Annotated in this window: 20 protein-coding genes and 1 tRNA gene; 12 read left to right on the forward strand and 9 right to left on the reverse strand. The window is 67.3% G+C overall.

Features of this window, described 5'->3' with window-relative positions; genetic code table 11:
- The first annotated feature begins 16 nt into the window (after positions 1-16).
- The 3 genes from A3A5_RS0110230 to A3A5_RS0110240 all read left to right on the forward strand — a co-directional run bounded on the left by A3A5_RS0110230 (position 17) and on the right by A3A5_RS0110240 (position 2156).
- On the forward strand, positions 17-412 hold the full coding sequence (locus A3A5_RS0110230; RefSeq protein ID WP_018310488.1) for a PsiF family protein: 396 nt from the start codon (positions 17-19) through the stop codon (positions 410-412).
- A gap of 117 nt (positions 413-529) precedes the next feature.
- Positions 530-1414 carry an RNase adapter RapZ gene (gene rapZ / locus A3A5_RS0110235; protein WP_018310489.1) on the forward strand — a complete coding sequence of 295 codons (885 nt, stop codon included), beginning with the start codon at positions 530-532 and terminating at the stop codon, positions 1412-1414.
- An 82-nt stretch (positions 1415-1496) separates the two neighbouring features.
- A complete protein-coding gene (locus tag A3A5_RS0110240) occupies positions 1497-2156 on the forward strand; it encodes an LON peptidase substrate-binding domain-containing protein (protein ID WP_018310490.1) in 660 nt (219 codons plus the stop codon).
- Between the two features lie 28 nt (positions 2157-2184).
- Here the strand turns inward: A3A5_RS0110240 and mutY are convergent, their stop codons facing one another.
- From mutY to mutM, 3 genes are all read right to left on the reverse strand, one after another.
- Positions 2185-3363 (reverse strand): A/G-specific adenine glycosylase, encoded by a 1179-nt coding sequence (gene mutY, locus A3A5_RS0110245; protein WP_018310491.1) that lies wholly within the window; start codon positions 3361-3363, stop codon positions 2185-2187.
- Between the two features lie 99 nt (positions 3364-3462).
- The gene (locus A3A5_RS0110250; RefSeq protein ID WP_018310492.1) at positions 3463-5415 is read right to left on the reverse strand and encodes a dynamin family protein; all 1953 of its coding nucleotides are present in this window, start codon (positions 5413-5415) and stop codon (positions 3463-3465) included.
- Positions 5416-5694: 279 nt separating this feature from the next.
- Positions 5695-6561: a bifunctional DNA-formamidopyrimidine glycosylase/DNA-(apurinic or apyrimidinic site) lyase gene (mutM, locus tag A3A5_RS0110255; protein WP_018310493.1), complete on the reverse strand. Its 867-nt coding sequence runs from the start codon at positions 6559-6561 to the stop codon at positions 5695-5697.
- 153 nt (positions 6562-6714) lie between these two features.
- On the opposite strand from mutM, the gene A3A5_RS0110260 reads away from it, so the two are divergent.
- The 8 genes from A3A5_RS0110260 to A3A5_RS0110295 all read left to right on the forward strand — a co-directional run bounded on the left by A3A5_RS0110260 (position 6715) and on the right by A3A5_RS0110295 (position 14990).
- Positions 6715-8670: a tetratricopeptide repeat protein gene (locus A3A5_RS0110260; protein ID WP_018310494.1), complete on the forward strand. Its 1956-nt coding sequence runs from the start codon at positions 6715-6717 to the stop codon at positions 8668-8670.
- A 93-nt stretch (positions 8671-8763) separates the two neighbouring features.
- On the forward strand, positions 8764-9357 hold the full coding sequence (gene lolB, locus A3A5_RS0110265; protein ID WP_018310495.1) for a lipoprotein insertase outer membrane protein LolB: 594 nt from the start codon (positions 8764-8766) through the stop codon (positions 9355-9357).
- A gap of 8 nt (positions 9358-9365) precedes the next feature.
- Positions 9366-10244: a 4-(cytidine 5'-diphospho)-2-C-methyl-D-erythritol kinase gene (gene ispE / locus A3A5_RS0110270; RefSeq protein ID WP_018310496.1), complete on the forward strand. Its 879-nt coding sequence runs from the start codon at positions 9366-9368 to the stop codon at positions 10242-10244.
- A gap of 59 nt (positions 10245-10303) precedes the next feature.
- Positions 10304-10380, forward strand: a tRNA-Gln gene (locus A3A5_RS0110275).
- A gap of 94 nt (positions 10381-10474) precedes the next feature.
- A complete protein-coding gene (locus A3A5_RS0110280; RefSeq protein WP_010814374.1) occupies positions 10475-11428 on the forward strand; it encodes a ribose-phosphate pyrophosphokinase in 954 nt (317 codons plus the stop codon).
- Positions 11429-11561: 133 nt separating this feature from the next.
- Positions 11562-12179, forward strand: coding sequence for a 50S ribosomal protein L25/general stress protein Ctc (locus A3A5_RS0110285; protein WP_018310497.1), 618 nt, complete (start codon positions 11562-11564; stop codon positions 12177-12179).
- Positions 12180-12330: 151 nt separating this feature from the next.
- Positions 12331-12927: an aminoacyl-tRNA hydrolase gene (gene pth, locus A3A5_RS0110290; protein WP_018310498.1), complete on the forward strand. Its 597-nt coding sequence runs from the start codon at positions 12331-12333 to the stop codon at positions 12925-12927.
- Between the two features lie 209 nt (positions 12928-13136).
- A complete protein-coding gene (locus A3A5_RS0110295) occupies positions 13137-14990 on the forward strand; it encodes a PhoX family phosphatase (protein ID WP_018310499.1) in 1854 nt (617 codons plus the stop codon).
- 101 nt (positions 14991-15091) lie between these two features.
- On the opposite strand, the gene A3A5_RS0110300 is transcribed toward A3A5_RS0110295, so the two are convergent.
- From A3A5_RS0110300 to A3A5_RS0110320, 5 genes are all read right to left on the reverse strand, one after another.
- Positions 15092-15352 (reverse strand): YfhL family 4Fe-4S dicluster ferredoxin, encoded by a 261-nt coding sequence (locus tag A3A5_RS0110300; protein WP_011296529.1) that lies wholly within the window; start codon positions 15350-15352, stop codon positions 15092-15094.
- Between the two features lie 67 nt (positions 15353-15419).
- Complete coding sequence (coaD, locus tag A3A5_RS0110305) at positions 15420-15905, reverse strand: pantetheine-phosphate adenylyltransferase (protein WP_018310500.1); 486 nt, start codon at positions 15903-15905, stop codon at positions 15420-15422.
- A gap of 241 nt (positions 15906-16146) precedes the next feature.
- Positions 16147-16827 (reverse strand): 16S rRNA (guanine(966)-N(2))-methyltransferase RsmD, encoded by a 681-nt coding sequence (rsmD, locus tag A3A5_RS0110310; RefSeq protein WP_026200643.1) that lies wholly within the window; start codon positions 16825-16827, stop codon positions 16147-16149.
- A gap of 82 nt (positions 16828-16909) precedes the next feature.
- Positions 16910-18292: a pitrilysin family protein gene (locus A3A5_RS0110315; protein WP_018310502.1), complete on the reverse strand. Its 1383-nt coding sequence runs from the start codon at positions 18290-18292 to the stop codon at positions 16910-16912.
- Between the two features lie 9 nt (positions 18293-18301).
- Complete coding sequence (locus A3A5_RS0110320; RefSeq protein ID WP_018310503.1) at positions 18302-19837, reverse strand: pitrilysin family protein; 1536 nt, start codon at positions 19835-19837, stop codon at positions 18302-18304.
- A 217-nt stretch (positions 19838-20054) separates the two neighbouring features.
- Here A3A5_RS0110320 and ftsY point away from each other — a divergent pair, with 217 nt between their 5' ends.
- The gene (ftsY, locus tag A3A5_RS0110325) at positions 20055-21197 is read left to right on the forward strand and encodes a signal recognition particle-docking protein FtsY (protein ID WP_026200644.1); all 1143 of its coding nucleotides are present in this window, start codon (positions 20055-20057) and stop codon (positions 21195-21197) included.
- A gap of 72 nt (positions 21198-21269) precedes the next feature.
- Here the strand turns inward: ftsY and maiA are convergent, their stop codons facing one another.
- Entirely contained in the window at positions 21270-21917 is a 648-nt protein-coding gene (gene maiA / locus A3A5_RS0110330) for a maleylacetoacetate isomerase (protein WP_018310505.1), read from the reverse strand.
- Positions 21918-21919 lie beyond the last annotated feature (2 nt).

Here is a 21919-nt window from a genome sequence, read left to right on the forward strand (position 1 = left end):
AGCCAGGAGAGCAAGCATGAAGAAACTGATCGCGATGTGCGCGCTGGTCACCCCGATGATTGCCGCCAGCGCTTTTGCGCAGACCACCGCCACGCCGGCAAGCCCCGCTACACCGGCCAAGCCAGCGGCCACCGCACCGGCAACGCCGGCCATGCCCGCCACGCCCGCCACCCCGGCTACCCCCGACAAGCCCGCGGCAGCCAATACGCAGCAGGACAAGATGAAGGCCTGCAACACGCAAGCCGCCGGCAAGAAGGGCGACGAACGCAAGGCGTTCATGAAGGAATGCCTGTCCAAGGGCGCGTCCAAGAGCCAGCAGGAGAAAATGGCTTCCTGCAGCAAGTCGGGCAAGGGCAAGAAGGGCGACGAATACAAGGCCTACATGAAGGAATGCCTGTCCAAGGCAGCCTGAGCCGCAGCCAGCGCCGCAACCTGACGACAAGAGCATGGCGAACCGCAAGGTTCGCCATGCTTGCTTTGCGCGTGGTGTCATGACGCCTTCATCACGTGATGCTATGCTTCAGTTGCTATGCGCATCATCCTCATCACCGGCATATCCGGTTCCGGCAAGTCCGTCGCACTGAACGTGCTTGAAGACGCAGGCTACTACTGCGTGGACAACCTGCCGGCTCAGTTCATCCCGGAACTGACCCGCTACCTCGACAGCCAGGGCTATACGCACCTGGGCGTCGCCACTGACATCCGCAGCCGCGAGTCCCTCGACCAGTTGCCCGACACCGTGCGCGCGCTGGCCGCGGAGCACCAGGTCGAGGTGGTGTTCCTGACCGCCAGCACCGACGCACTGGTGCAGCGCTACTCCGAGACGCGCCGCCGCCACCCGCTGTCGGTGCGTACCGACGGCGTGCCGGGCCCGGGCGGTGAACCCGCCTTCAACGACACCGCGCTGATGGAAGCGATCGAGATGGAGCGCGCGCTGTTGAGCCCGCTGGCCGAGGCCGCGCACCGCATCGACACCAGCAATGTGCGCACCAATACGCTGCGCAGCTGGATCAAGGAGCTGATCCGCGAAGACAGCCAGCGGCTGACGCTGCTGTTCGAGTCGTTCGGCTTCAAGCACGGCGTGCCCAGCGATGCGGACATGGTGTTCGACGTGCGCTCGCTGCCCAACCCCTATTACGACTTGGCCTTGCGCCCGCTGACGGGGCGCGACACGCCGGTGATCGACTTCCTGCAGGCCCAGCCAATGGTGCTGGCAATGGCCGAGGATATTCGCGCCTATGTGGAAAAGTGGCTGCCAAGTTTCATTGCCGACAACCGCAGCTACCTGACCGTGGCGATCGGCTGCACCGGCGGCCAGCATCGCTCGGTCTATATTGCCGAAAGGCTTGCCAACTACTTCCGGGCGCATGGTAATGTGCTAGTGAGACACCGAGAGCTCGCACCGGCGGGCTGACGCAGGCGGGACTGCCAACTGGCATCTGCGCGCCGCGTTGGCCGGCTGGCCCATTGCTGCGCGATACCCAAGCTGGCACTGCATGTCCTCGACCGACCTCTACCGTCCCACGGCATCAGAAGATCCGCCACGGACGCTCGACAACCTGCCGCTGTTCCCGTTGCACACCGTGCTCTTTCCCGGTGGACGGCTGCCATTGCGCGTGTTCGAGGCGCGCTATGTCGACATGGTGCGCAACTGCCTGCGCGATAGCACACCCTTTGGCGTTTGCCTGATCGAAAGCGGCGAGGAAGTGGCCCGGCCGGACCAGCCCACCGTGCCCGAGCTGGTTGGCTGCCTGGCAGAGATCGTCGACTGCAACATGGAACAGCTGGGCGTGCTCCTGATCCGCGCGCGCGGCCGCGAGCGCTTCCATATTGTCAGCCATGACACCCGCGACGACGGCCTGCTGGTCGCCCGCGCCGAGGTGCTGCCCCCCGACATCATCGACTGCAAGCTGGAGCTGCTGGGCGAATGCCTGGATGCGCTGCGGCGCATTGTCACGCGGCTGCATGCCGAGCACCCCGACCGATTGCCGTTCGACGAGCCCTACCTGTGGGACGACCCGAGCTGGGTCGCCAACCGGCTGTGCGAGTTGCTGCCGGTTCCGCTCAAGGCCAAGCAGATGCTGATGGCGCTGCCCGATGCCGGCATGCGCATCGAGATCGTGCACCGCTACATGCGCCAGAACCACATGCTCTAGGCGCGGATCCCCGAGACCCCGCCAGGCCTCAGAACAGCCCGCCGCGCGCCTGGTCCTCCAGCAGCCTGCGCACCGGCGCGGGCGTCCCCACCGCATCGAGATCATCAAGCGAGATCCAGCGCTGCGCGGCTTCCGCGGCGCTGTCCCGCGCCATCAGGCTTGCGCCGTCCGCGCTCACATCGACCCGGATGGCACGGATCAGCAGGCGGAAATGCGTAAACACATGGGTCAGCTCGCCGGTCAGCGCGGCGCGCGCGGGCTTGCCGAAGGCGCGGGCATAGTCGAGCGCCGCCGCCTCGGCAGCTTCCGCGTCGAAGGGCACGGTGTCGACCGGCATCTCCGGCAGGCTCCACAATCCGCCCCAGATGCCGCTGCCGGGGCGCAGGCGCAGCAGCACTTCGCGCTGGCGCCGCACCAGCAGCATTACCGTGCTGCGCTCGGGGATGGCCGCGCGTGGCTTGGGCGTGGGCAGTACGCCGGTGAGCCCGTCGCGGCGCGCCACACAGTCGGCCGACAGCGGGCACGCGCCGGCATCGGCCAGGCAGGCCGGCTTGCCGCGCGAACACACCGTGGCGCCCAGGTCCATCAGCCCTTGCGTATAGGCGATCATGTCCTCGGCCTGGCGCGGGCCTGCCACCGGCAATGCCACCTCCGCCAGCTGCCACATGCGCGTTTCCACCACGCGCCCGCCCGGATGACCGTGGATGCCGAAGCAGCGCGCGAACACGCGCTTGACGTTGCCGTCCAGGATCGGCGAGCGCACGCCGGCGCTGAACGCGGCAATCGCCGCAGCGGTGGAGCGGCCGATGCCGGGCAGCGTGGCCAGCACCGCGGGATCGGTCGGGAAATGGCCACCGTGCTCGCTCACCACCTGCATGGCGCAACGGTGCAGGTTGCGTGCGCGCGAGTAATAGCCCAGCCCCGCCCATAGCGCCATGACATGGTCGGCAGGCGCCGCCGCCAGCGCCTGCACCGTGGGCAGCTGCGAGACAAAGCGCTGGAAGTAGTCGATCACCGCGCTCACCTGGGTCTGCTGCAGCATGATCTCCGACAGCCAGATGCGGTACGGGTCGCGCGTGTTCTGCCACGGCAGGTCGTGCCGGCCATGCTGGCGCTGCCAGTCAACCACGCGGGCGCCGAAGCCGGGCGGCACGCGGATATCGTCGGGGATGGCGGGAACGGCGCGGGGGGCTGGTTTGCGGGGCATCTGGGTGAAACGTTCTGAAGCGCGGGGGCGCGGCGGCGCACCAAAGAAAAAGGCGCCGCTAAGTGCGGCGCCACATGATATACCGGCTTCAGGATCTGGCTAGGCCACCGCAAGGCTCGCGCTGTCGGCGGCGGCCGTCGGCCGCAGCAGCCGCTGCGCGTAGCCCTCGATGCGGCCGCTGCGCTCGTCAAGGCCATTGAGCACTTCCTCGAGCTCGGCAATGCGGCTTTCCAGCGTGTCGGTGGCCTCGTGGATGCGCTCGATCGAATCGACGCGCCGGCGCAACTGCTTCTGGTGCTCGCGCACCTGCGCTTCCAGCGGCGTCATCACCGACTTGAGCCAGACCTCGATATCGCGGTTCAGGTCGCGGAAGTTCTCCAGCACGCGGCTGGCCATGGTGCTGAAGGCGCTCTGCACCAGCTGCGGGCGCGAGCGCGTCAGCATGCTGACCGTGCCGAAATGCGCATGCACCAGGCGCAGCGTTTCTTCGAGCTCGGCCACGTAGCGCTCGGAAGTGAACTGCATCGGCGCGGGCAGCGTGAAGCCGTGCTCGGCGTTGAAGCGCCGGTACATGCTTTCGATCAGCTGGTGCAGCTGGCCGATCTTGTTGTCGGCATCGGTCACCAGCCTGGTCAGCTGCGCAAACAGCGCGTCCATGTCCTCGCGCAGGCCGCGTGAGAAGAAGCGCTCTTTCATCTGCTCGCGCGCGCTGCGCATGGTGTGGCGCACGTCGCGCAGCTGCAGGCTCTTGATGATGTCGGCGCTGTGGCGGCCGAAGACCAGGCGCAGCGCCTGGAACTTGCTGATGCTCTGCTCGAACTCTTCCTTCTCGCCCTGCACCCGCATCAGCATGTGCTTGACCATCGCGTGGTTCTTGCCGCGCAGGCCGCGCAGCTCGAACAGCTGCTCGACGATATCGCGGCGGCGGCTCTGCAGCAGCTGCTGCGCGGCGCGCGCCATGTCCTGCACCAGCCGGTGCGCCTGGTCTGAAACGATCTCGCGCCGGCGCGGGATCAGCTGGTCGGACAGCACGTGCTCGAACTCGGGCAGGCCGCTGCGCGCGAGCAGCTCGTCGTCGTGCGTGACCTTGGCCACCAGGCCCTTCTGCGCCGACACCGGATAGACGCGCGACTGCTCGATACCCAGCACCTGCGCGGTGGTGGACACCTGCCGCGCAATCTCCTGCGCGATCTCGCCCGGCTCGCGCAGCGGATCCCACAACCCGTCGATCTTGTTGAGCACCGCCAGGCAGCCGCGCCGGTGGCCGGCGCCGACATGGCTGCGCCACAGTTCCAGGTCGCTCTTGGTGACACCCGCATCTGCGGCCAGCACGAACACCACCACATGGGCGTCGGGGATCAGCCGCAGCGTCAGCTCGGGCTCGGTGCCGATCGCGTTCAGGCCCGGCGTGTCCAGGATCACCAGGCCCTGGCGCAGCAGCGGGTGCGGGAAATTGATGACGGCATGGCGCCAGCGCGAGATCTCGACCATGCCCTCGGCATCGACCGCGTAGGCGGCATCGGGATCGTTCTCGTGGTACAGGCCCAGCGCCTCAGCCTGCGCGGGCGGCACGCGCACAGTCTGCACCACGTGCTGGAACGCAGCCAGCATGCCCTCGGGCGAAGACGGGTCCAGCGGCACCGAATGCCAGTGCGAAGCCGAGGTGCCGGCCTCCAGGAAGTCAGCGGTAGAGGCTTCCTGCAGGCGTGTCTCGATCGGCAGCAGCCGGATGCTCGGCGGCTCGGCCTCGTCATAGCGCAACTCGGTCGGGCACATTGTGGTGCGCCCTGCCGACGACGGCAGGATGCGGCGCCCGTAGTCGGCAAAGAAGATGGCGTTGATCAGCTCGCTCTTGCCGCGCGAGAACTCGGCAATGAACGCGACCTTGAGGCGGTCGCTGCGCAGCACGCTCTGGATGCGCTGCACGCGGTCATCGGCCTGGGCGTCATACAGGTCGTGCTCCTGCAGCCAGGACTGGAATTCGGCCAGTGACTGGAGGACCCCGGTTCTCCAGGCGCCGTATTGTTCGAATTGGTGGGCGAGCGTTGTCATGGAGCTGTTCGGCTGACTTGGTATTACCTCGGGGCACGCCGCTTTCGCGCTGCGCCCGTGTTTGCGCAATGCCGGCCCGACCACGGTCTACCTGCAAGCGCCTGGGCGATTTTGTAACTTTTTATAACTGCGCACACGATACAGGTTTCCACGGTAGTTTTGTGGAATTCACGTCCCTCGTTCATGCCTTGCGCAAGGAGTGTTGCGCCGACCCATCGACAATCGCCGGCGACGCGCATTGTGCGCCACACGGCGCCTGCCCGGGGCGGCCGCCAAGGCTCAGTGCTGGCAGTTCGGGCAGTAGAAGGTAGAGCGCTGGCCCTGCACGATCTGGCGCACCGGCGTGGCGCAGACCCGGCACGGCTGGCCGGCGCGGTCGTAGACCAGGCAATCAAGCTGGAAATAGCCGCTGGCGCCGTCGCTGCCGACAAAGTCGCGCAGCGTGCTGCCCCCGCGCTCGATCGCCTGCGCCAGGGTCTCGCGCACCGCCTGCGCCAGGCGGTCGCAGCGCGCGCGGCTCAGGCGCCCGGCCGGGGTGGTCGGGCGGATGCCGGCGCGGAACAGGCTTTCGGACGCATAGATATTGCCCACCCCCACCACGATGCCGCCGGCCAGCAGCACGGTCTTGATGGCGGCGCTGCGCCCGCGCGTGTGGCGGTGCAGCCAGGCGCCGTCGAAGGCAGGATCGAAGGGTTCGATGCCGAGCGTGCGCAGCAGCGGATGCGACGGCAGTTCGGCCTCGGGCAGCGTGCTCCACAGGATGGCGCCGAAGCGGCGCGGATCGCGGAAACGCAGCACGATGGTGTCCGCTGCGGCGCCGGGCCCGGGGGCCAGCACCAGGTCAAGGTGGTCGTGCGCGCCAGGCGGCGGCGCGTCGGGCAGCACCCGCAGCGTGCCGGTCATGCCCAGGTGGACCAGCAGCCAGCCGGCCGGCTCGCCCGCCGCCTCGCTCACGCATTCCAGCAGCAGGTATTTGCCGCGGCGCTCGATCCGGCGCACCACGCGCTGGGCCAGCCGCGTTTCCAGTTCCGGATCGACCGGCCAACGCAGGCCGCGGTGGCGCACCGTGACCACGGCAATGCGCCGCCCCACCACATGCGGCAGCAAGCCGCGCCGGGTCACCTCGACCTCGGGCAATTCTGGCATCGAACCTCTCCGTTGGTTACCGCTCAAAACTCTTGCGGCGCCTGCGGGCACCGCCCTGCGGCGCCAAGCAGCGCATTGTAGCGGCAGGCTACAATGCCCTTATCAATGCGCTTTCTCCCATCCTTCGCCAGCGCGCGCCGGAGCAATCACTACATGTCGGACCTCATGCCGGACCTGATGCCGGACTCCACATTGCAAGCCACCGCGGGCGGCCTCCCGATCGCATTTCCAGGCGCCGTTTCCCGCACAGCGCGCACGGCTGGCGCCTTGGCCCTGTTTTTCCAGGCGCCCCGCCGCCATGCGCGTGCACTGGCCGCCTCGGCATTGCTGGCCCTGGCTGCCGGCGCCAGCCACGCCGCGCCGCCTGCCGGCGCCATGCCATTGCCAGCGGCACGGCAGCTGGCCGCGGCCGAAGGCGAGCGCCCCGCCGCCGGCAAGCCGGCACGCAGCGCGCTGCCATCGCTGGAGCTGACCGACGACATCGTCTATATGGTGCTGGCCGCAGAGATTTCCATGCAGCGCGGCCTGGTCGGCCCGGCCTACCGGACCTATATGGAACTGGCCCGGCAGACCCGCGACCCGCGCTTCGCGCAGCGCGCCACCGAAATCGCCTTCAATGCGCGCATCCCGCAGCAGGCGCTGGACTCCGCGCGCCTGTGGAAGGAGATTTCGCCGACTTCGCCCGCGGCAACGCAGGTGCTGTCGACGCTGCTGGTGCTCAACGGCCGCTGGGACGATGCCCGGCCCCTGCTGCAACAACAGCTGGCGGCGGTGCCGGCCAACCATCGCGGCGAGGCCATCCTGCAGCTGCAGCAGCAACTGTCGCGCACCAGCGATCCGGCCGGCGCGGCCACACTGCTGCAGGACCTGACCAGGAATGACGCCAAGCTGCCTGAAACGCAGCTGGCCCTGGCGCGCGCCAGGGAAGTCGCCGGCGACGAAGCCGGCGCGCTCGCCGCGCTCGACCAGGCGCTGCGGCTGCGCCCGGGCTATGAAGCGGCCGCGCTGATGGCGGCCGAGCTGCGCGCCGAGAAGCAGCCCGACGAAGCCGTCGCCATCCTGAAGCGCTTCCTGGACAAAACACCCGATTCGGTCAACGGCCATATCACGCTGGCGCGGCTGTACCTGCTGCGCAACGACATGCAGTCGGCCCGGGAAGAGTTCGAGACACTGCGCAAGGTAGCTCCGGGCGACCCGCGCGTGCCGCTGGCATTGGGCCTGACCAGCCTGCAGGCCAAGAGCTACAGCGAGGCCGAGCAGTACCTGAAGGAATACCTGCAGCTGGTCGAGAAGCAGCCCACCGCCAACCCCGACATTGCCTACCAGTACCTGGCGCAGATCGCCGAGGAGCGCAAGGACTACGCCGGCGCCATCCAGTGGCTGGACCGCATCGAGGACATCCGGCTGGCGCCCGCGGCCACCGCCAAGCGCGCGCAGCTGCTGGCGCGAATGGGCAAGCTCGACGACGCCCAGGCGCTCTTCGGCGAGATGCTCACCGACGCCGAGGACATCCCCGATCCCGGCCAGCGCACGCAGCGCGTGACCGCCATCCGCCAGGCCGAGGTGGCCACGCTGATGGAAAGCAAGGCCTATGACCGCGCCCGCAAGCTGCTCAATGACCGCGTCACGGCCGAGCCCGACAACGCCGACTGGATCTACGAGCTGGCCATGCTCGACGAGCGCCAGAAGCGCTACGACAGCATGGAAAAGGGCCTGCGGAAGGTGATCGCGCTGCAGCCGCAGCAGAAGCAGGGCTACAACGCGCTGGGCTACTCGCTGGCCGACCGCAACGAGCGCCTGCCCGAGGCGCTCAAGCTGCTGGAGCGCGCCTCCGAGCTGGGGCCGGACGATCCGTACATCATGGACAGCCTGGCCTGGGTCAAATTCCGCATGGGTGACCTGCGCCCGGCGGCCGACCTGCTGCGCAACGCCTATTCCAAGGCGCCCGAGGCCGAGATCGGCGCGCACCTGGGCGAGGTGCTGTGGCAGCTCGGCGAGCACGACGAAGCGCGCAAGACCTGGACCGAGGCCGTCCGCACCGATCCCGAGAACGAGACCCTGGTCGACACGCTGCGCCGCTACAAGGTCAACGTGCAACTGGCCAAGTAACCCCGCCCGCCGCGGCCCGCAGCCCCGGGCCGCGGCGGCGGATTCCCGTCAGCCGGCGGCCGCCGCCGCGCCGCCGTTCTCACGATCAAGCCCATGAATCAATCCCGACGCCTGGCGCTCTTCTGCCTTGGCGCCCCGCTGCTGCTGCAGGCGTGTGCCAGCGTGGCACCGTCGCGCAGCTTTGATGGCGACCAGGCCGCCGCCAGCCAGCAATACACCGGCCGCTTCTCCGCCAACTACGTGCGCTACGGGCGCGACGAAGGCGTGCAGGGAAGCTTCCGCTGGGAAGAGCAGGGCCGCAACGTGCGGCTGGACCTGGTGTCCCCGCTTGGCCAGACCCTGGCCGTGGTGACCGCCACGCCGTCCGGCGCCACGCTGGACCTGCCCAACCAGCCGCCGCGCAACGCGCCTGAGGTCGACACCCTGATGGAAGAAGCGCTTGGCTTTGCGCTGCCCGTGGCAGGCATGCGCGACTGGCTGCACGGCCGCGCCACGCAGGGCGCGCCCGCGCGCACCACGCGCGACGAGCAGGGCCGGCTGGCCACGCTGGCGCAGAACGGCTGGACCGTGCGCTACGTCGCCTGGCAGGACGCGGCCGCCCAGGTGCCACGCCGCATCGACCTGGCGCGCGACGCCGGCAGCAATCCGCTGTCGGTGCGCCTTGTGATCGATCCCCAGACGCCGTGAACCACGCCATGCATCGCAGCCAACCCCTGCCCCCGCCCGAACTGCGCGACTGCCCCGCGCCAGCGAAGCTCAACCTGTTCCTGCACGTGACCGGCCGCCGCGCCGACGGCTACCACACGCTGCAGACCGTGTTCCAGCTGGTCGACTGGTGCGACACCCTGCATTTCCGCCGGCGCGACGACGGCGTGGTCGCGCGCGTCACCGACGTGCCCGGCGTGCCGGCCGAGACCGACCTGGTGGTGCGCGCCGCGCGCGCCTTGCAGGCCGCCACCGGCACCGCGTTCGGCGCCGATATCGCCATCGACAAGGTGCTGCCGATGGGCGGCGGCATCGGTGGCGGCTCGTCCGATGCGGCCACCACGCTGCTGGCGCTGAATCACCTGTGGGGACTGGGACTTGCGCGTGCCGAACTGATGCGCATCGGCCTGGCGCTGGGCGCCGACGTGCCAGTGTTCGTGTTTGGCCAGAACGCCTTTGCACAGGGCATCGGCGAGGACCTGACGCCAGTCGAGTTGCCCGACAGCTGGTTCGTGGTCATCCACCCGAAGCAGCATGTCCCCACCGCTGAAATTTTTTCGGACGAGTGCTTGACAAGGGATACGCCGCTCTCCATAATTGCGGTCTTCGCTGCTCGCACAAACAAATTCGATTTCGGTCGCAACGACCTGGAACCGATAGCAACAGCGAAGTTCGGCGAAGTCGCCCGAGCCCTGGCATGGCTGAAGCAACACAATCAACATGCCAGGATGACCGGTTCCGGAGCCTGCGTGTTTGCGCGTTTTTCCGACGCAGCAACAGCGCAGCAGGTTTTGGAAAGGTTGCCCCCCGAATGGGATGGCAGGTGTGTGCGCAGTCTGGCACGTCATCCGCTCGCAGCGCTCGCGTAGCAAGTTTTCGTTCGGCGCGGTACGGTAGTCTGGTACCACGAAGAACGGCCCGGTTGTGTAGGGGAGTCGCCAAGTTGGTCAAGGCACCGGATTTTGATTCCGGCATTCGAAGGTTCGAATCCTTCTTCCCCTGCCATTACATTCCTATAGTGTCCTTACGGACCCTCTGTATCAGTCACCGGCTTTGCCGGTGACGCCAAGCTCCCCCAGCAGCAAGACAGGTGCCCCGAATGAGCAGCGAAGGCTTGATGGTATTTACCGGCAACGCCAACCCCAAACTCGCGGAGGCTGTCGTACAGCACCTCGGCATTCCGCTGGGCAAGGCGTTGGTTGGCCGTTTCTCCGACGGCGAAGTTCAAGTTGACATCCAGGAAAACGTTCGCGGCAAGCACGTCATCGTGCTGCAGTCCACCTGCGCGCCGACCAACGACAACCTGATGGAACTGATGGTGATGGTCGACGCGCTCAAGCGCGCTTCGGCACGCAGCATCACCGCCGCCATGCCCTACTTCGGCTATGCCCGCCAGGATCGCCGCCCGCGTTCGGCGCGCGTCGCGATCTCGGCCAAGGTTGTGGCCAACATGCTGGAAGTCGCCGGTGTCGAGCGCGTGCTGACGATGGACCTGCACGCCGACCAGATCCAGGGCTTCTTCGATATTCCCGTCGACAACATCTACGCTTCGCCGGTACTGCTGGGCGACCTGCGCGAGAAGAACTACGGCGACCTGCTGGTGGTGTCGCCGGACGTCGGCGGCGTGGTCCGTGCCCGCGCACTGGCCAAGGAACTGAACTGCGACCTGGCGATCATCGACAAGCGTCGTCCCAAGGCCAACGTGGCCGAGGTGATGAACATCATCGGTGAAGTCGACGGCCGCAACTGCGTCATCATGGATGACATGATCGACACCGGCGGCACGCTGTGCAAGGCCGCCCAGGTGCTGAAGGAGCGCGGCGCGCTGAAGGTCTTCGCCTACTGCACGCACCCGGTGCTGTCGGGTGGCGCGGCCGCCCGCATCGCGGACTCGGCGCTGGACGAAGTGGTGGTGTGCGACACCATCCCGCTGTCCGAAGAAGCCGCCAAATGCACCAAGATCCGCCAGCTCTCGACCGCGCCGCTGCTGGCCGAGACCTTCACGCGCATCGTCAAGGGCGACTCGATCATGTCGCTGTTCGCGGGTTCCTGATAGAATTTAGGGCTTTACTGCGTTGATCGCCGTTTTTTAGCGATCAACGTGACCTGACCGGCGCATATTTTTCAGTTTGCGCCGCAACGAGGCTGTCTGGTCGCGGACAGCCTTCTTACTTTTTGGAGTCATCATGAAAGTTGTCGCTTTCGAGCGTAGCGTACAGGGAACGGGTGCGAGCCGCCGCCTGCGCAATTCGGGCAAGACCCCCGGCATCATCTACGGCGGCGCCGCCGAGCCGAAGATGATCGAACTGGATCACAACGCGCTGTGGCACGCCCTGAAGAAGGAAGCGTTCCACTCGTCGATCCTGGAACTGGAAGTCGCTGGCAAGTCGGAACAGGCCCTGCTGCGCGCATTCCAGATGCACCCGTTCAAGCCGCTGGTGCTGCACGTCGATTTCCAGCGCGTGTCGGCCAACGACAAGATCCACGTCAAGGTGCCCCTGCACTTCATGAACCAGGAAACCGCTCCTGGCGTGAAGCTGGGCCACGGCATCGTCAACCACATCCTGAACGACCTGGAAGTGTCGTGCCTGCCGGCCGACCTGCCCGAGTTCATCGAAGTGGACCTGGCCGCCGTCGAGCTGAACCAGACCGTCCACCTGTCGGACATCAAGCTGCCGAAGGGCGTGACCGTGATCACCCACGGTGACGACAACCCGGCCATCGCCAGCGTCTCGCAACCGGCTGGTGCCGTGTCGGAAGCTGCCGAAGGTGGCGAAGCCGCTGGCGAAACGCCGGCTGCCTAAGCTGCAGCAGCGGTTGCGGCCTGCCGGCCGCGCCACGAAGAAACCGCCGCTTCTTGCGGCGGTTTTTTTTCGCCCGGCAGCCGTCTGCCGGTTTTTCGGTATCCTTGGCGCTTGTGGTGCAGCCTTGCGCGCCAACGACCCAGTCAAACGCATGATCAAGCTCATCGTCGGCCTCGGCAATCCCGGTGCGGAATACGAGGCCACCCGACACAACGCCGGCTTCTGGCTGGTGGACCAGCTGGCCCGCATGGGCGGCGCCACGATGCGCGTGGAAGGCCGCTTCCACGGCCTGGCCGCGCGTGCGCGGCTGTGGGACCTGGACATCTGGCTGCTCAAGCCGTCGACCTTCATGAACCGCTCCGGCCTGGCCGTGGTGTCGCTCGCGCGCTTCTACAAGGTCCTCCCCGACGAGATCGTGGTCGCGCACGACGAGATGGACCTGCCCGCAGGCGCAGCCAAGCTCAAGCGCGGCGGCGGCGCGGGCGGCCACAATGGGCTCAAGGACATCTCGGCCCATCTGTCCACGCAGGACTACTGGCGCCTGCGCCTGGGCGTGGGCCATCCGCGCAACGCACCCGGCGGCGCCGGCGCGGGCCGCGAGGACGTGGTCAACTTCGTGCTCAAGCCACCGCGGCGCGAGGAGCAGGAAGCCATCGATGCCGCCATCGACCGCTGCATCGACCCGCTCGGCCTGCTGGCGCGCGGCGATGCCGAACGCGCCATGGCGCAGTTGCATACCACGCGCTGAGACAGCCAACGGCGCACAGCCACACTCCTGGGACAGCAGCATGGAACGGGCCGCATTTGCGGCCCGTCGTCGTTGGGCGGCACTAAAGACTGCTGTTGCAGACATGCTGTCATCAAAGTGCCATGGGCAGCACCTACATTCCGTGGTTTCGAATCGCGTCGGTATCGCATGGTGGCCGATGCGCATGACAACCCACAGGAGGAAAGCCCATGTCGTACCTGACCGACGAAGCGCGTGCCGCCAGCCGCGCCGCCAAGCCCGATGTTGACGTGCCCGGCCAGATGCTCGAAGACATCGTAGCCGCCAACCCGGCCCGCCGCCGGGTGCTGCGCGGCGGCCTGGGCCTGTCGCTGGCCTCGGCGTTTGGCAGCGGCCTGCTGGCGGCCTGTGGCGGCGATGACGATCCCGCACCGGCACCGGCACCGGCCCCCGCACCCGCTCCGGCCCCGGCGCCCGCCGCGGTCGCCCCGAGCTACGACGTCACCTTCGAGCCGATCGCCAAGTCGACCGCCGATACCGTGGTCGTGCCCAACGGCTACAGCGTCGACGTGCTGTTCTCCGCCGGAGACCCGGTCGAAGCCGGCGCCACCGGCTATGCCGGCGCCTTCCAGTCCTCGGCCGAAACCGAGCGCCAGGCCGGCGGCAACCACGACGGCATGCACTACTTTGCGCTGCCGGGCATCGATCCGCAGAAGGGCGGCCTGCTCGCGATCAACCACGAGCTGCCGGACTACAACATCCTGTTCCCGACCGCTTACAATGCCGCCACCGCGAGCCCGGAGCAGAAGCGCATCGCCCTTTCGGCGGTGGGCATCTCGGTGATCGAGGTGGAACTGGCCGCCAGCGGCAAGTGGCAAGTCAAGCGCGACTCGATCTACAACAAGCGCTACACCGGCAACACGCTGTACCGCGTGGGCGGGCCGGCCGCATCGGTGGTGGGCTCGACCGTGGTCGGCATGCTCAACAACTGCTCGAGCGGCCATACGCCGTGGGGCACCTACCTGACCTGCGAAGAAAGCACGGACAACTACATCGACCCGATCCAGGCCGAAAACGGCTACGGCTGGGTGGTGGAGGTCGACCCCTACGGCACGCTGGGCGCGCCGGCCAAGCGCACCGCGATGGGCCGCTTCGACCATGAGAACGTCGCCTTCCTGACCGATGCCAGCAACAACGTCGCCTTCTACATGGGCGACGACGGCACCCCGGGCTGCATCTACAAGTTCATCCCGAGCAAGGCGTTCGATCCGAACAACCGCGCCGCCAACGCCAACCTGCTGGACAGCGGCACGCTCTACGTGGCGAAGTTCAACGCCGACGGCAGCGGCCAATGGATCGAGCTGACCCAGGGCAAGAACGGCCTGACCGTCGGCGCATCGGATCCGGGCAACTGGACCCAGTCGGCGGTGTCGCCGGCGCCGACCACGGTCGACTTCGCCAGCCAGGCGGATGTGCTGATCAACACCAAGTCCGCCGCGCGCGTGGCCGGCGGCACATTGATGGACCGCCCCGAGTGGATCACGGCCGCACCGGACAACACGCTCTATTGCACGCTGACCAACAACAGCGGGCGCCAGCAGACCGATGCCGCCAACCCGCGCAAGAGCAACCTGCACGGCCATATCGTCAAGTGGAACGAGGCCGGCAATTCGCCGCTGGCAACGACCTTCACGTGGAGCATCCTGCTGCAGGCGGGCGACCCGTCGCTGGCCACCGACAACCTCAAGGGCAACATCATCGGCGACACCTTTTCCAGCCCGGACGGCCTGCGCGTCGACCCCAGGGGCCGCCTGTGGGTGCAGACCGACTCCAGCACCAGCGCCGCCTATACCGGCACGTTCGGCAACAACAGCATGTACAACATCTCGCCGACGGGGCAGTCCAAGCGTTTCCTGGCAGGCCCGACCGGCTGCGAGATCACCGGCATTGCCTACACGCCGGACCTGACCACCTGCTTCATCAATATCCAGCACCCCACCGGCAAGTGGCCGGACGCGGCCAAGCTGCCGCGCTCGTCCACCATCGTGGTGCGCCGTAGCGACGGCAAGCCGATGGGTGCGTGACCGCGCAGTGTTGTAGGTAGTACCAGCAGTAACTGGGGAAAAGTTAAACCCCCGTCACCTTGCGGTGCCGGGGGCTTTTTTTGCCTGGCTGAAGCTGCAGATCAGGCCGCGTGCTTGGCGGCCGTCAGCAGCCGGTAGCGCTGCATCAGGACCTCATGCGTTTCGACGCGGTTCGGATCCTTGGGGATACAGGCAACCGGGCAGACCTGCTGGCATTGCGGCTCGTCGAAGTGCCCGACACACTCGGTGCACTTGTTGGGGTCGATTTCATAGATCTCGGGCCCCATCGAAATGGCTTCGTTCGGGCACTCGGGTTCACAAACGTCGCAGTTGATGCAGTCGTCGGTGATCAGTAGCGCCATGGTGTTTCCTTCCTGCGGACACGCCCGCGCCCGACTGGCCGCGACTCGACGTATCTGAATTGCTATTTTATTCTGGTTTGCCGATTTTCTCTTGCAGCCAGCGTTCCACCGACGGGAACACGAACTTGCTGACGTCTCCGCCCAGCACCGCGATCTCGCGCACGAAGGTGCCGGAGATGAACTGGTACTGGTCCGACGGCGTCAGGAACATGGTTTCCACGTCGGGCAGCAGGTAGCGGTTCATGCCTGCCATCTGGAATTCGTACTCGAAGTCGGACACCGCGCGCAGGCCGCGCACGATCACGCGCGCATTGTTGTTGCGCACAAAGTCCTTGAGCAGGCCGGAAAAGCCTTCGACGCGCACATTGGGATAATGCCCGAGCACTTCACGGGCAATGCTGATGCGCTCTTCGAGCGCAAAGAACGGGCGCTTGTTGGGGCTGTGCGCCACGCCGACCACCAGTTCGTCGAAGATGTTCGACGCACGGCGGACGAGATCCTCGTGTCCCCGGGTCATTGGATCGAACGTGCCGGGATAGACCGCGATGACCATACTTCCTCCTTGATCTGCCCGCTGCCGGCCATGGGCCGCCTCTTGCGCCGGCCGGAACCGGCGTGGGTGCTGCGTCGCGAGCGTTGTGACAGCGGCGTAGTGTAACCCCAAATGCGCCACTTGGAAGTCGCCCGGCGCACCGTTTTGCCGCAGTGCAGCTAGGAACCCGTTTCCCATTGAGGAAGGCGCCCTTCCTGAATGTGGAACAGGCGCACCCCGACAATCGCACCAGGCTGGTGCATCAGGCAGCGCCGTTGCCCGGCACGCGATGCTGGAGCAGGTGGAAATGCACCGCGCCCGCGCGCGCATGGCGGACGATTTCAAGCGATGCCGGCACCGGCGCGTCGGCGCCGGTCAGCGCATGGTCAGTCTCGACATAGACTGCGCCGCCGGGCCGTGACAGCCGCGCCGCATGCTCCAGCGCCGGCCCGATCCAGTCCTCGGCGAAGGGAGGATCCAGGAAAACCACGTCGAAGGTGGCATCGGGCAACTGCGCGGCAATGGCAAAGGCATCGCCCTGCATCACGCGCACCTGGGCCGCGTCGAGCCGGTACTGGTTGTCGCGCAGCTGCTTGGCCACGCGCGCATTGGACTCGACCAGCGTGACCGCGGCGGCGCCGCGCGAGGCGGCCTCGAAGCCGAGCGCGCCGGAGCCGGCGAACAGGTCCAGGCACTCCAGCCCGGACAGGTCCTGGCCGAGCCAGTTGAAGAGCGTCTCGCGCACGCGGTCGGGCGTGGGGCGCAGGCCCTGGGCGTCGGGAACGGGCAGCAAGGTGCGCTTCCAGCGGCCGCCGATGATGCGGACCTGGGACGGTGCCTGGCGAGGCGCCGCGGAAACGGGGGAACGCCCGCCGCTGGCAGCGGCAGGAGAGGCGGGTCGCCCGCCGGTGGCGGGCGATGGCAATCGGGAACGCGAATTCATCCCGTGATTGTAGAGCCTGCGGGCCGGTTCGCCGCACGCGCCGGAGTCCCGGCGCCCATGACGGCCCCAAGCGGTGCTGGCATCACTGCCTGGCGGCGGTCGCAGGCGCTGCGACCGGGCCGCCGACGATCACCGTCGCCATATTGTCCGGGCGCACATGGCGCTGGAAAGCGGCCCTGACCTGCTCGCGCGTGACCTTGCCAATCTTGGCGGTCCAGGTGTCCAGGTAATCCAGCGGCAGCCCGTACCAGCCGATGTTGGCGACGTTGGTCAGCAGCTTGCGGTTGTTGTCGATGCGCAGCGGGAAACCGTTGATGAGATTGTCCTTGGCCGCGCGCAACTCTTTCTCGGTCGGGCCCTCGGCGACAAAGCGCGCCAGCACCTGGCGCACCAGCGCCAGCGCTTCGTCGGTCTGCGCCTTCTTGGTCTGCAGGCTGATGCCGAACGGACCCGGCTGCTTGGACGGCGCGAAGTAGCTGTCCACGCCGTAGGTCAGGCCGCGCTTCTCGCGCACCTCGTCAGTCAGGCGCGAGCTGAAGCCACCGCCGCCCAGCACGTAATTGCCCACCAGCAGCGCAAAGTAATCGGGATCGCCGCGGGCAATGGCCGGCTGGCCGATGGCCACGCTGGACTGCTGTGCCGGATGCGGCATGCGCTGCTCGCTCGGCGCAATGTTCAGGCGCACCTGCGGCATGGCCGGCGCCGCGCTGCCGGGCGGCAGCCCGCCCGTGAGCTGCTCGGCAATGGCTTCGGCCTGCTTGCGGTCGACCGCGCCGATCAGCGTCACCACCGCGCGCTGCGCGCTGTAGTTGTCGCGCCAGAACCTGACGATGTCGTCGCGCGTGATCGACGCCACGCTGTCCGGGGTCGCGGCCACGCCGTAGGGGTGGTCAGGATACATGGCCTTGGCCAGCGCCTTGTCGGCGATCACGCCGGGCTTGGCGTCGGCTTCGCGGATGGCTGTGATCAGGCGCTGCTTCTCGCGCCCGACCACGGCGTCCGGGTAGGTCGGCGCCTTGATCAGCTGCGCGGCCAGCGCGACCGACTGGTCCAGCTCCGGCTGCGCGGTCAGCGTGCGCAGCCCGATGCCGCCGCGATCGCCGCCGGCAGCGCCGCCGAAGGCGGCACCGGTATCGGCAAAGCCATCGGCGATCTTTGCTTCATCGCGCGCCGGCTGGCCCGCCAGCGCCGCGGCGCCCTTGTCCAGCAGCGCGGCGGTCAGCGTGGCCAGCCCGGCCTTGCCCGGCGGGTCATAGCGGCTGCCGGCGTCGAAGTCGATATTGACGTCGAGCATCGGGATCGACGGGCTGTGCACGAAGAACACCTTGGCGCCGGTGGACGCAGTCCAGTGCTCGATCGGAATCGCGGCCTGCGCCAGCTGCGCAGCCAGGAGGACGACGGCGCCCAATGCGGCGCCGGCCAGTTTGCGCAGCGCACGCTGCGGGGTGGGGACGTACTGAGTCATCGCCTTTCCTCAGTGGCGCAGGCCCGAGGGGGCCTGGGCCTTGGGCTTGTTCGGATCGATCGGCTGCGGCACAAGGGTGGCCACGGTCAGGTTGTCGTCGTTGAAATACTTCGCGGCGACGGCCTGTACCTGCGCCGGCGTGACAGCCTTGATCTTGTCGAGCATGCGGTCGATCTGGCGCCAGGAGATATCCGAGATCTCGGACACACCGATTTCCATGCCCTGCCCGAACACCGAATCACGCTTGTAGATCTGGCCGGCCACCACCTGCGCCTTGACGCGTTTGAGCTCCTCTGGCGATACGCCTTCCTTGGCGATGCGCTGGACCTCGGCGCGCAGCGCGCGCTCGATCTCGTCGGTGTTGTGGCCCGCAGCCGGCGTGCCGTCGAGCACGAACAGCGACTCGCCGCGGTTGATGCTGTCGTAGCCGACGTTGACGTCGTCGGCCAGGCGCTGCTCGCGCACCAGTTCGCGCGTCAGGCGCGCGTTGTCGTAGCCGTTGAGCACGGCCGACAGCACCTCCAGCGCGTAGGGGTCGACGTCCTTCTCGATATCGCGCAGGCGCGGCACCTTGTAAGCCATCACCATGTACTGGTTCTCGGCCGGCGCCTTGACCCAGATACGCTTGATGCCCTTTTGCGCCGGCTCTTCCTGGTCCTTGCGCAGCGGCAGCGTGCGCGGCTTGATCTTGCCGTAATAGCGCTCGGCCAGGGCGCGCACTTCCTCGGCCTTGACGTCGCCGGTGACAATCACCATGGCGTTGTTGGGCACGTACCAGTGGCGGTACCACGCCTTGACGTCGTCCACGCGCATATTGACCAGGTCGTCCATCCAGCCGATCACCGGGTGGCGGTACGCGGCCGCGGTGTAGACGGTGGCCAGCAGTTGCTCGTAGACGGTGCCGCGCGCGGAGTCGTCGGTGCGCAGGCGGCGTTCTTCCATCACCACCTTCATCTCGCGTTCGAACTCGTCCTTGGTGATGATGAGGTTGGCCATGCGGTCGGCCTCCAGCTCCATCATCCTCGGCAGGTACTGCTTGCCGATCTGCTGGTAATACATGGTGAAGTCGCGGTTGGTCATGGCGTTCTCACGCCCGCCCAGCGCGGCCACCTGCTTGGAGAATTCACCCACGCCGACCTTGGGCGTGCCCTTGAACATCATGTGCTCGAGCATGTGGGCCACGCCGGTGGTGCCGCTGACCTCATCGATGCCGCCCACGCGATACCAGATCTGGTGCGCGACTGTGGGCGCGCGGTGGTCTTCCTTGACGATCAGCCTCAGCCCGTTGGACAGGCGGTATTCGGTCGTGTCCTGGACGGTGGCGCCCACCGGGGCGGTCTGCATGCCGGGCATGGGCGACGCGACCACGCCCTGCGCGCCCGCCGGCATCGACCAGGGCAGCAAGGCCAGCAGCAGCGCGGGAATGACATGCCGGGCAAGATGCGCGGCGCGGGAGGGAAGCGGTTCTGAGTGTGGTGAAAGGCGTTGGATGCGCGTTTGGGCACCTTCGGCGCCCGCTGCGGTCAGGACAGCGCAATGGTTCATGCGACCCCGTCTGCTAGAATTTTGCCGATCGACTCACGTGCGCAAGGCTGCGCGCATGAATCTGCCATGTAGCGAACTATACGCAATCGCCGGCCGGGACCACAACGGTTTCTCCCCAGCCATCGCGATACCTGCGTAACCCCTTGATTATTAACCGGTTGCCTGCTGGCATTGGTTGCCGCCAGGGTAACGGCCACGGTATTGACCCCATTCCCCCATGTTTAGTTTCTGGAAGAAGCGCAAGGCCGAGCCCGCGCCCGTCGAGGCGCCAGCCCCGGCCCCCGCTCCGGTCGCGACGCCTGCACCCACCCCGGCGCCCGCGCCGGCACCCGTCCCGGCCCCCGCTCCGGTGCCAGCCCCGGTGCCGGTCCCGGCCCAGGTGCCACCCCCTGCCCCGGCGCCCGCCGCGGCACCGGCCGAGGCGCTCGAGCTGGTGCCGCCGCCCGCGCCCAGCGTGGAAGCCAGGCAGGGCTGGATGCAGCGGCTGCGTACCGGCTTGTCCAAGACCAGCCGCAACATCGGCACGCTGTTCGTCGGCGTCAAGGTCGACGAGGCCCTGTTCGAGGAACTGGAAACCGCGCTGTTGATGGCCGATGCCGGCGTCGAAGCCACCGAATACCTGCTGGGCGAGCTGCGCAAGCGCGTCAAGGCCGAGCGCATCGAGACCGCCGAAGGCGTCAAGGCGGCACTGCGCGAACTGCTGACCCAGCTGCTGCGCCCGCTGGAAAAGACCATGGCGCTGGGCCGCGAGCAGCCGATGGTGATGATGATCGCGGGCGTCAACGGCGCCGGCAAGACCACCAGCATCGGCAAGCTGTGCAAGCACTTCCAGCGCTATGACCAGAAGGTGCTGCTGGCCGCCGGCGACACCTTCCGCGCGGCCGCGCGCGAGCAGCTGACAATCTGGGGCGAGCGCAACAACGTCACCGTGGTGGCGCAGGAAAGCGGCGACCCGGCGGCGGTGATCTTCGACGCCGTCAATGCGGCCAAGGCGCGCGGCCTCGACATCGTCATGGCCGACACCGCCGGCCGCCTGCCGACGCAGCTGCACCTGATGGAAGAGCTCAAGAAGGTCAAGCGCGTGATCAGCAAGGCCATGCCGAGCGCGCCGCACGAGGTGCTGCTGGTGATCGACGCCAATACCGGCCAGAACGCCTTGCAGCAAACCCGCGCCTTCGACGACGCGCTGGGCCTGACCGGGCTGATCGTGACCAAGCTCGACGGCACCGCCAAGGGCGGTATCCTGGCGGCGATCGCGCGCCAGCGCCCGGTGCCGGTCTACTTCATCGGCGTTGGAGAGAAGGTGGAGGACCTGCAGCCGTTCAAGGCGGACGAGTTCGCCGACGCGCTGCTGGGGTAAGGCCCGGCAACCCGCGCAAAGCAAAACGCCCCGGCACTGCCGGGGCGTTTTGCTTTGCAGGCCTGCGAATGCTTATTCCGCGTCAGGCTGCGACTTCGGCTGTGCCTTCTGGAAGGCCGGCAGTGCCATGCAGGCCTCATAGATCTTCGCGATCGCCGGGTAGCGGGCCAGGTCGATATTGAAGCGCTGCGCGTTGAACACCTGCGGCACCAGGCAGATATCGGCCAGCGTGGGGGTGTCGCCAAAGCAGAAGCGCCCGGCCTTGCCGCCGCGCTCCAGGTTGGCCTGCAGCGACGCAAAGCCCAGCTCGATCCAGTGGTGGTACCACGCGTCCTTGACCTCGTCGGTCACGCCCACGGTGTGCTTCAGGTACTTCAGCACGCGCAGGTTGTTCAGCGGGTGGATCTCGCACGCGATCTCCTGGGCCAGTCCGCGCACGTAGGCGCGGTCCAGCGCCGTGCCGGGCAGCAGCTTCGGCTCGGGATGGACCTCATCCAGGTATTCGACGATCGCCAGCGATTGCTGCAGCACATGCTCGCCGTCGGCCAGCGCAGGCACCAGGCCGTCTGGATTCACGGCGCGGAACTCTGGCTTGAGCTGCTGGCCGCCTTCCTTGAGCAGGTGCACCGGCACATAGTCATAGGACAGCCCCTTGAGCTCCAGCGCGATGCGCACGCGGAACGAGGCCGAGCTGCGGAAATAGCTGTAGAGCTTGAGCATCG

It is taken from the genome of Cupriavidus sp. UYPR2.512, assembly GCF_000379565.1.
Taxonomy (GTDB): Bacteria; Pseudomonadota; Gammaproteobacteria; order Burkholderiales; family Burkholderiaceae; genus Cupriavidus.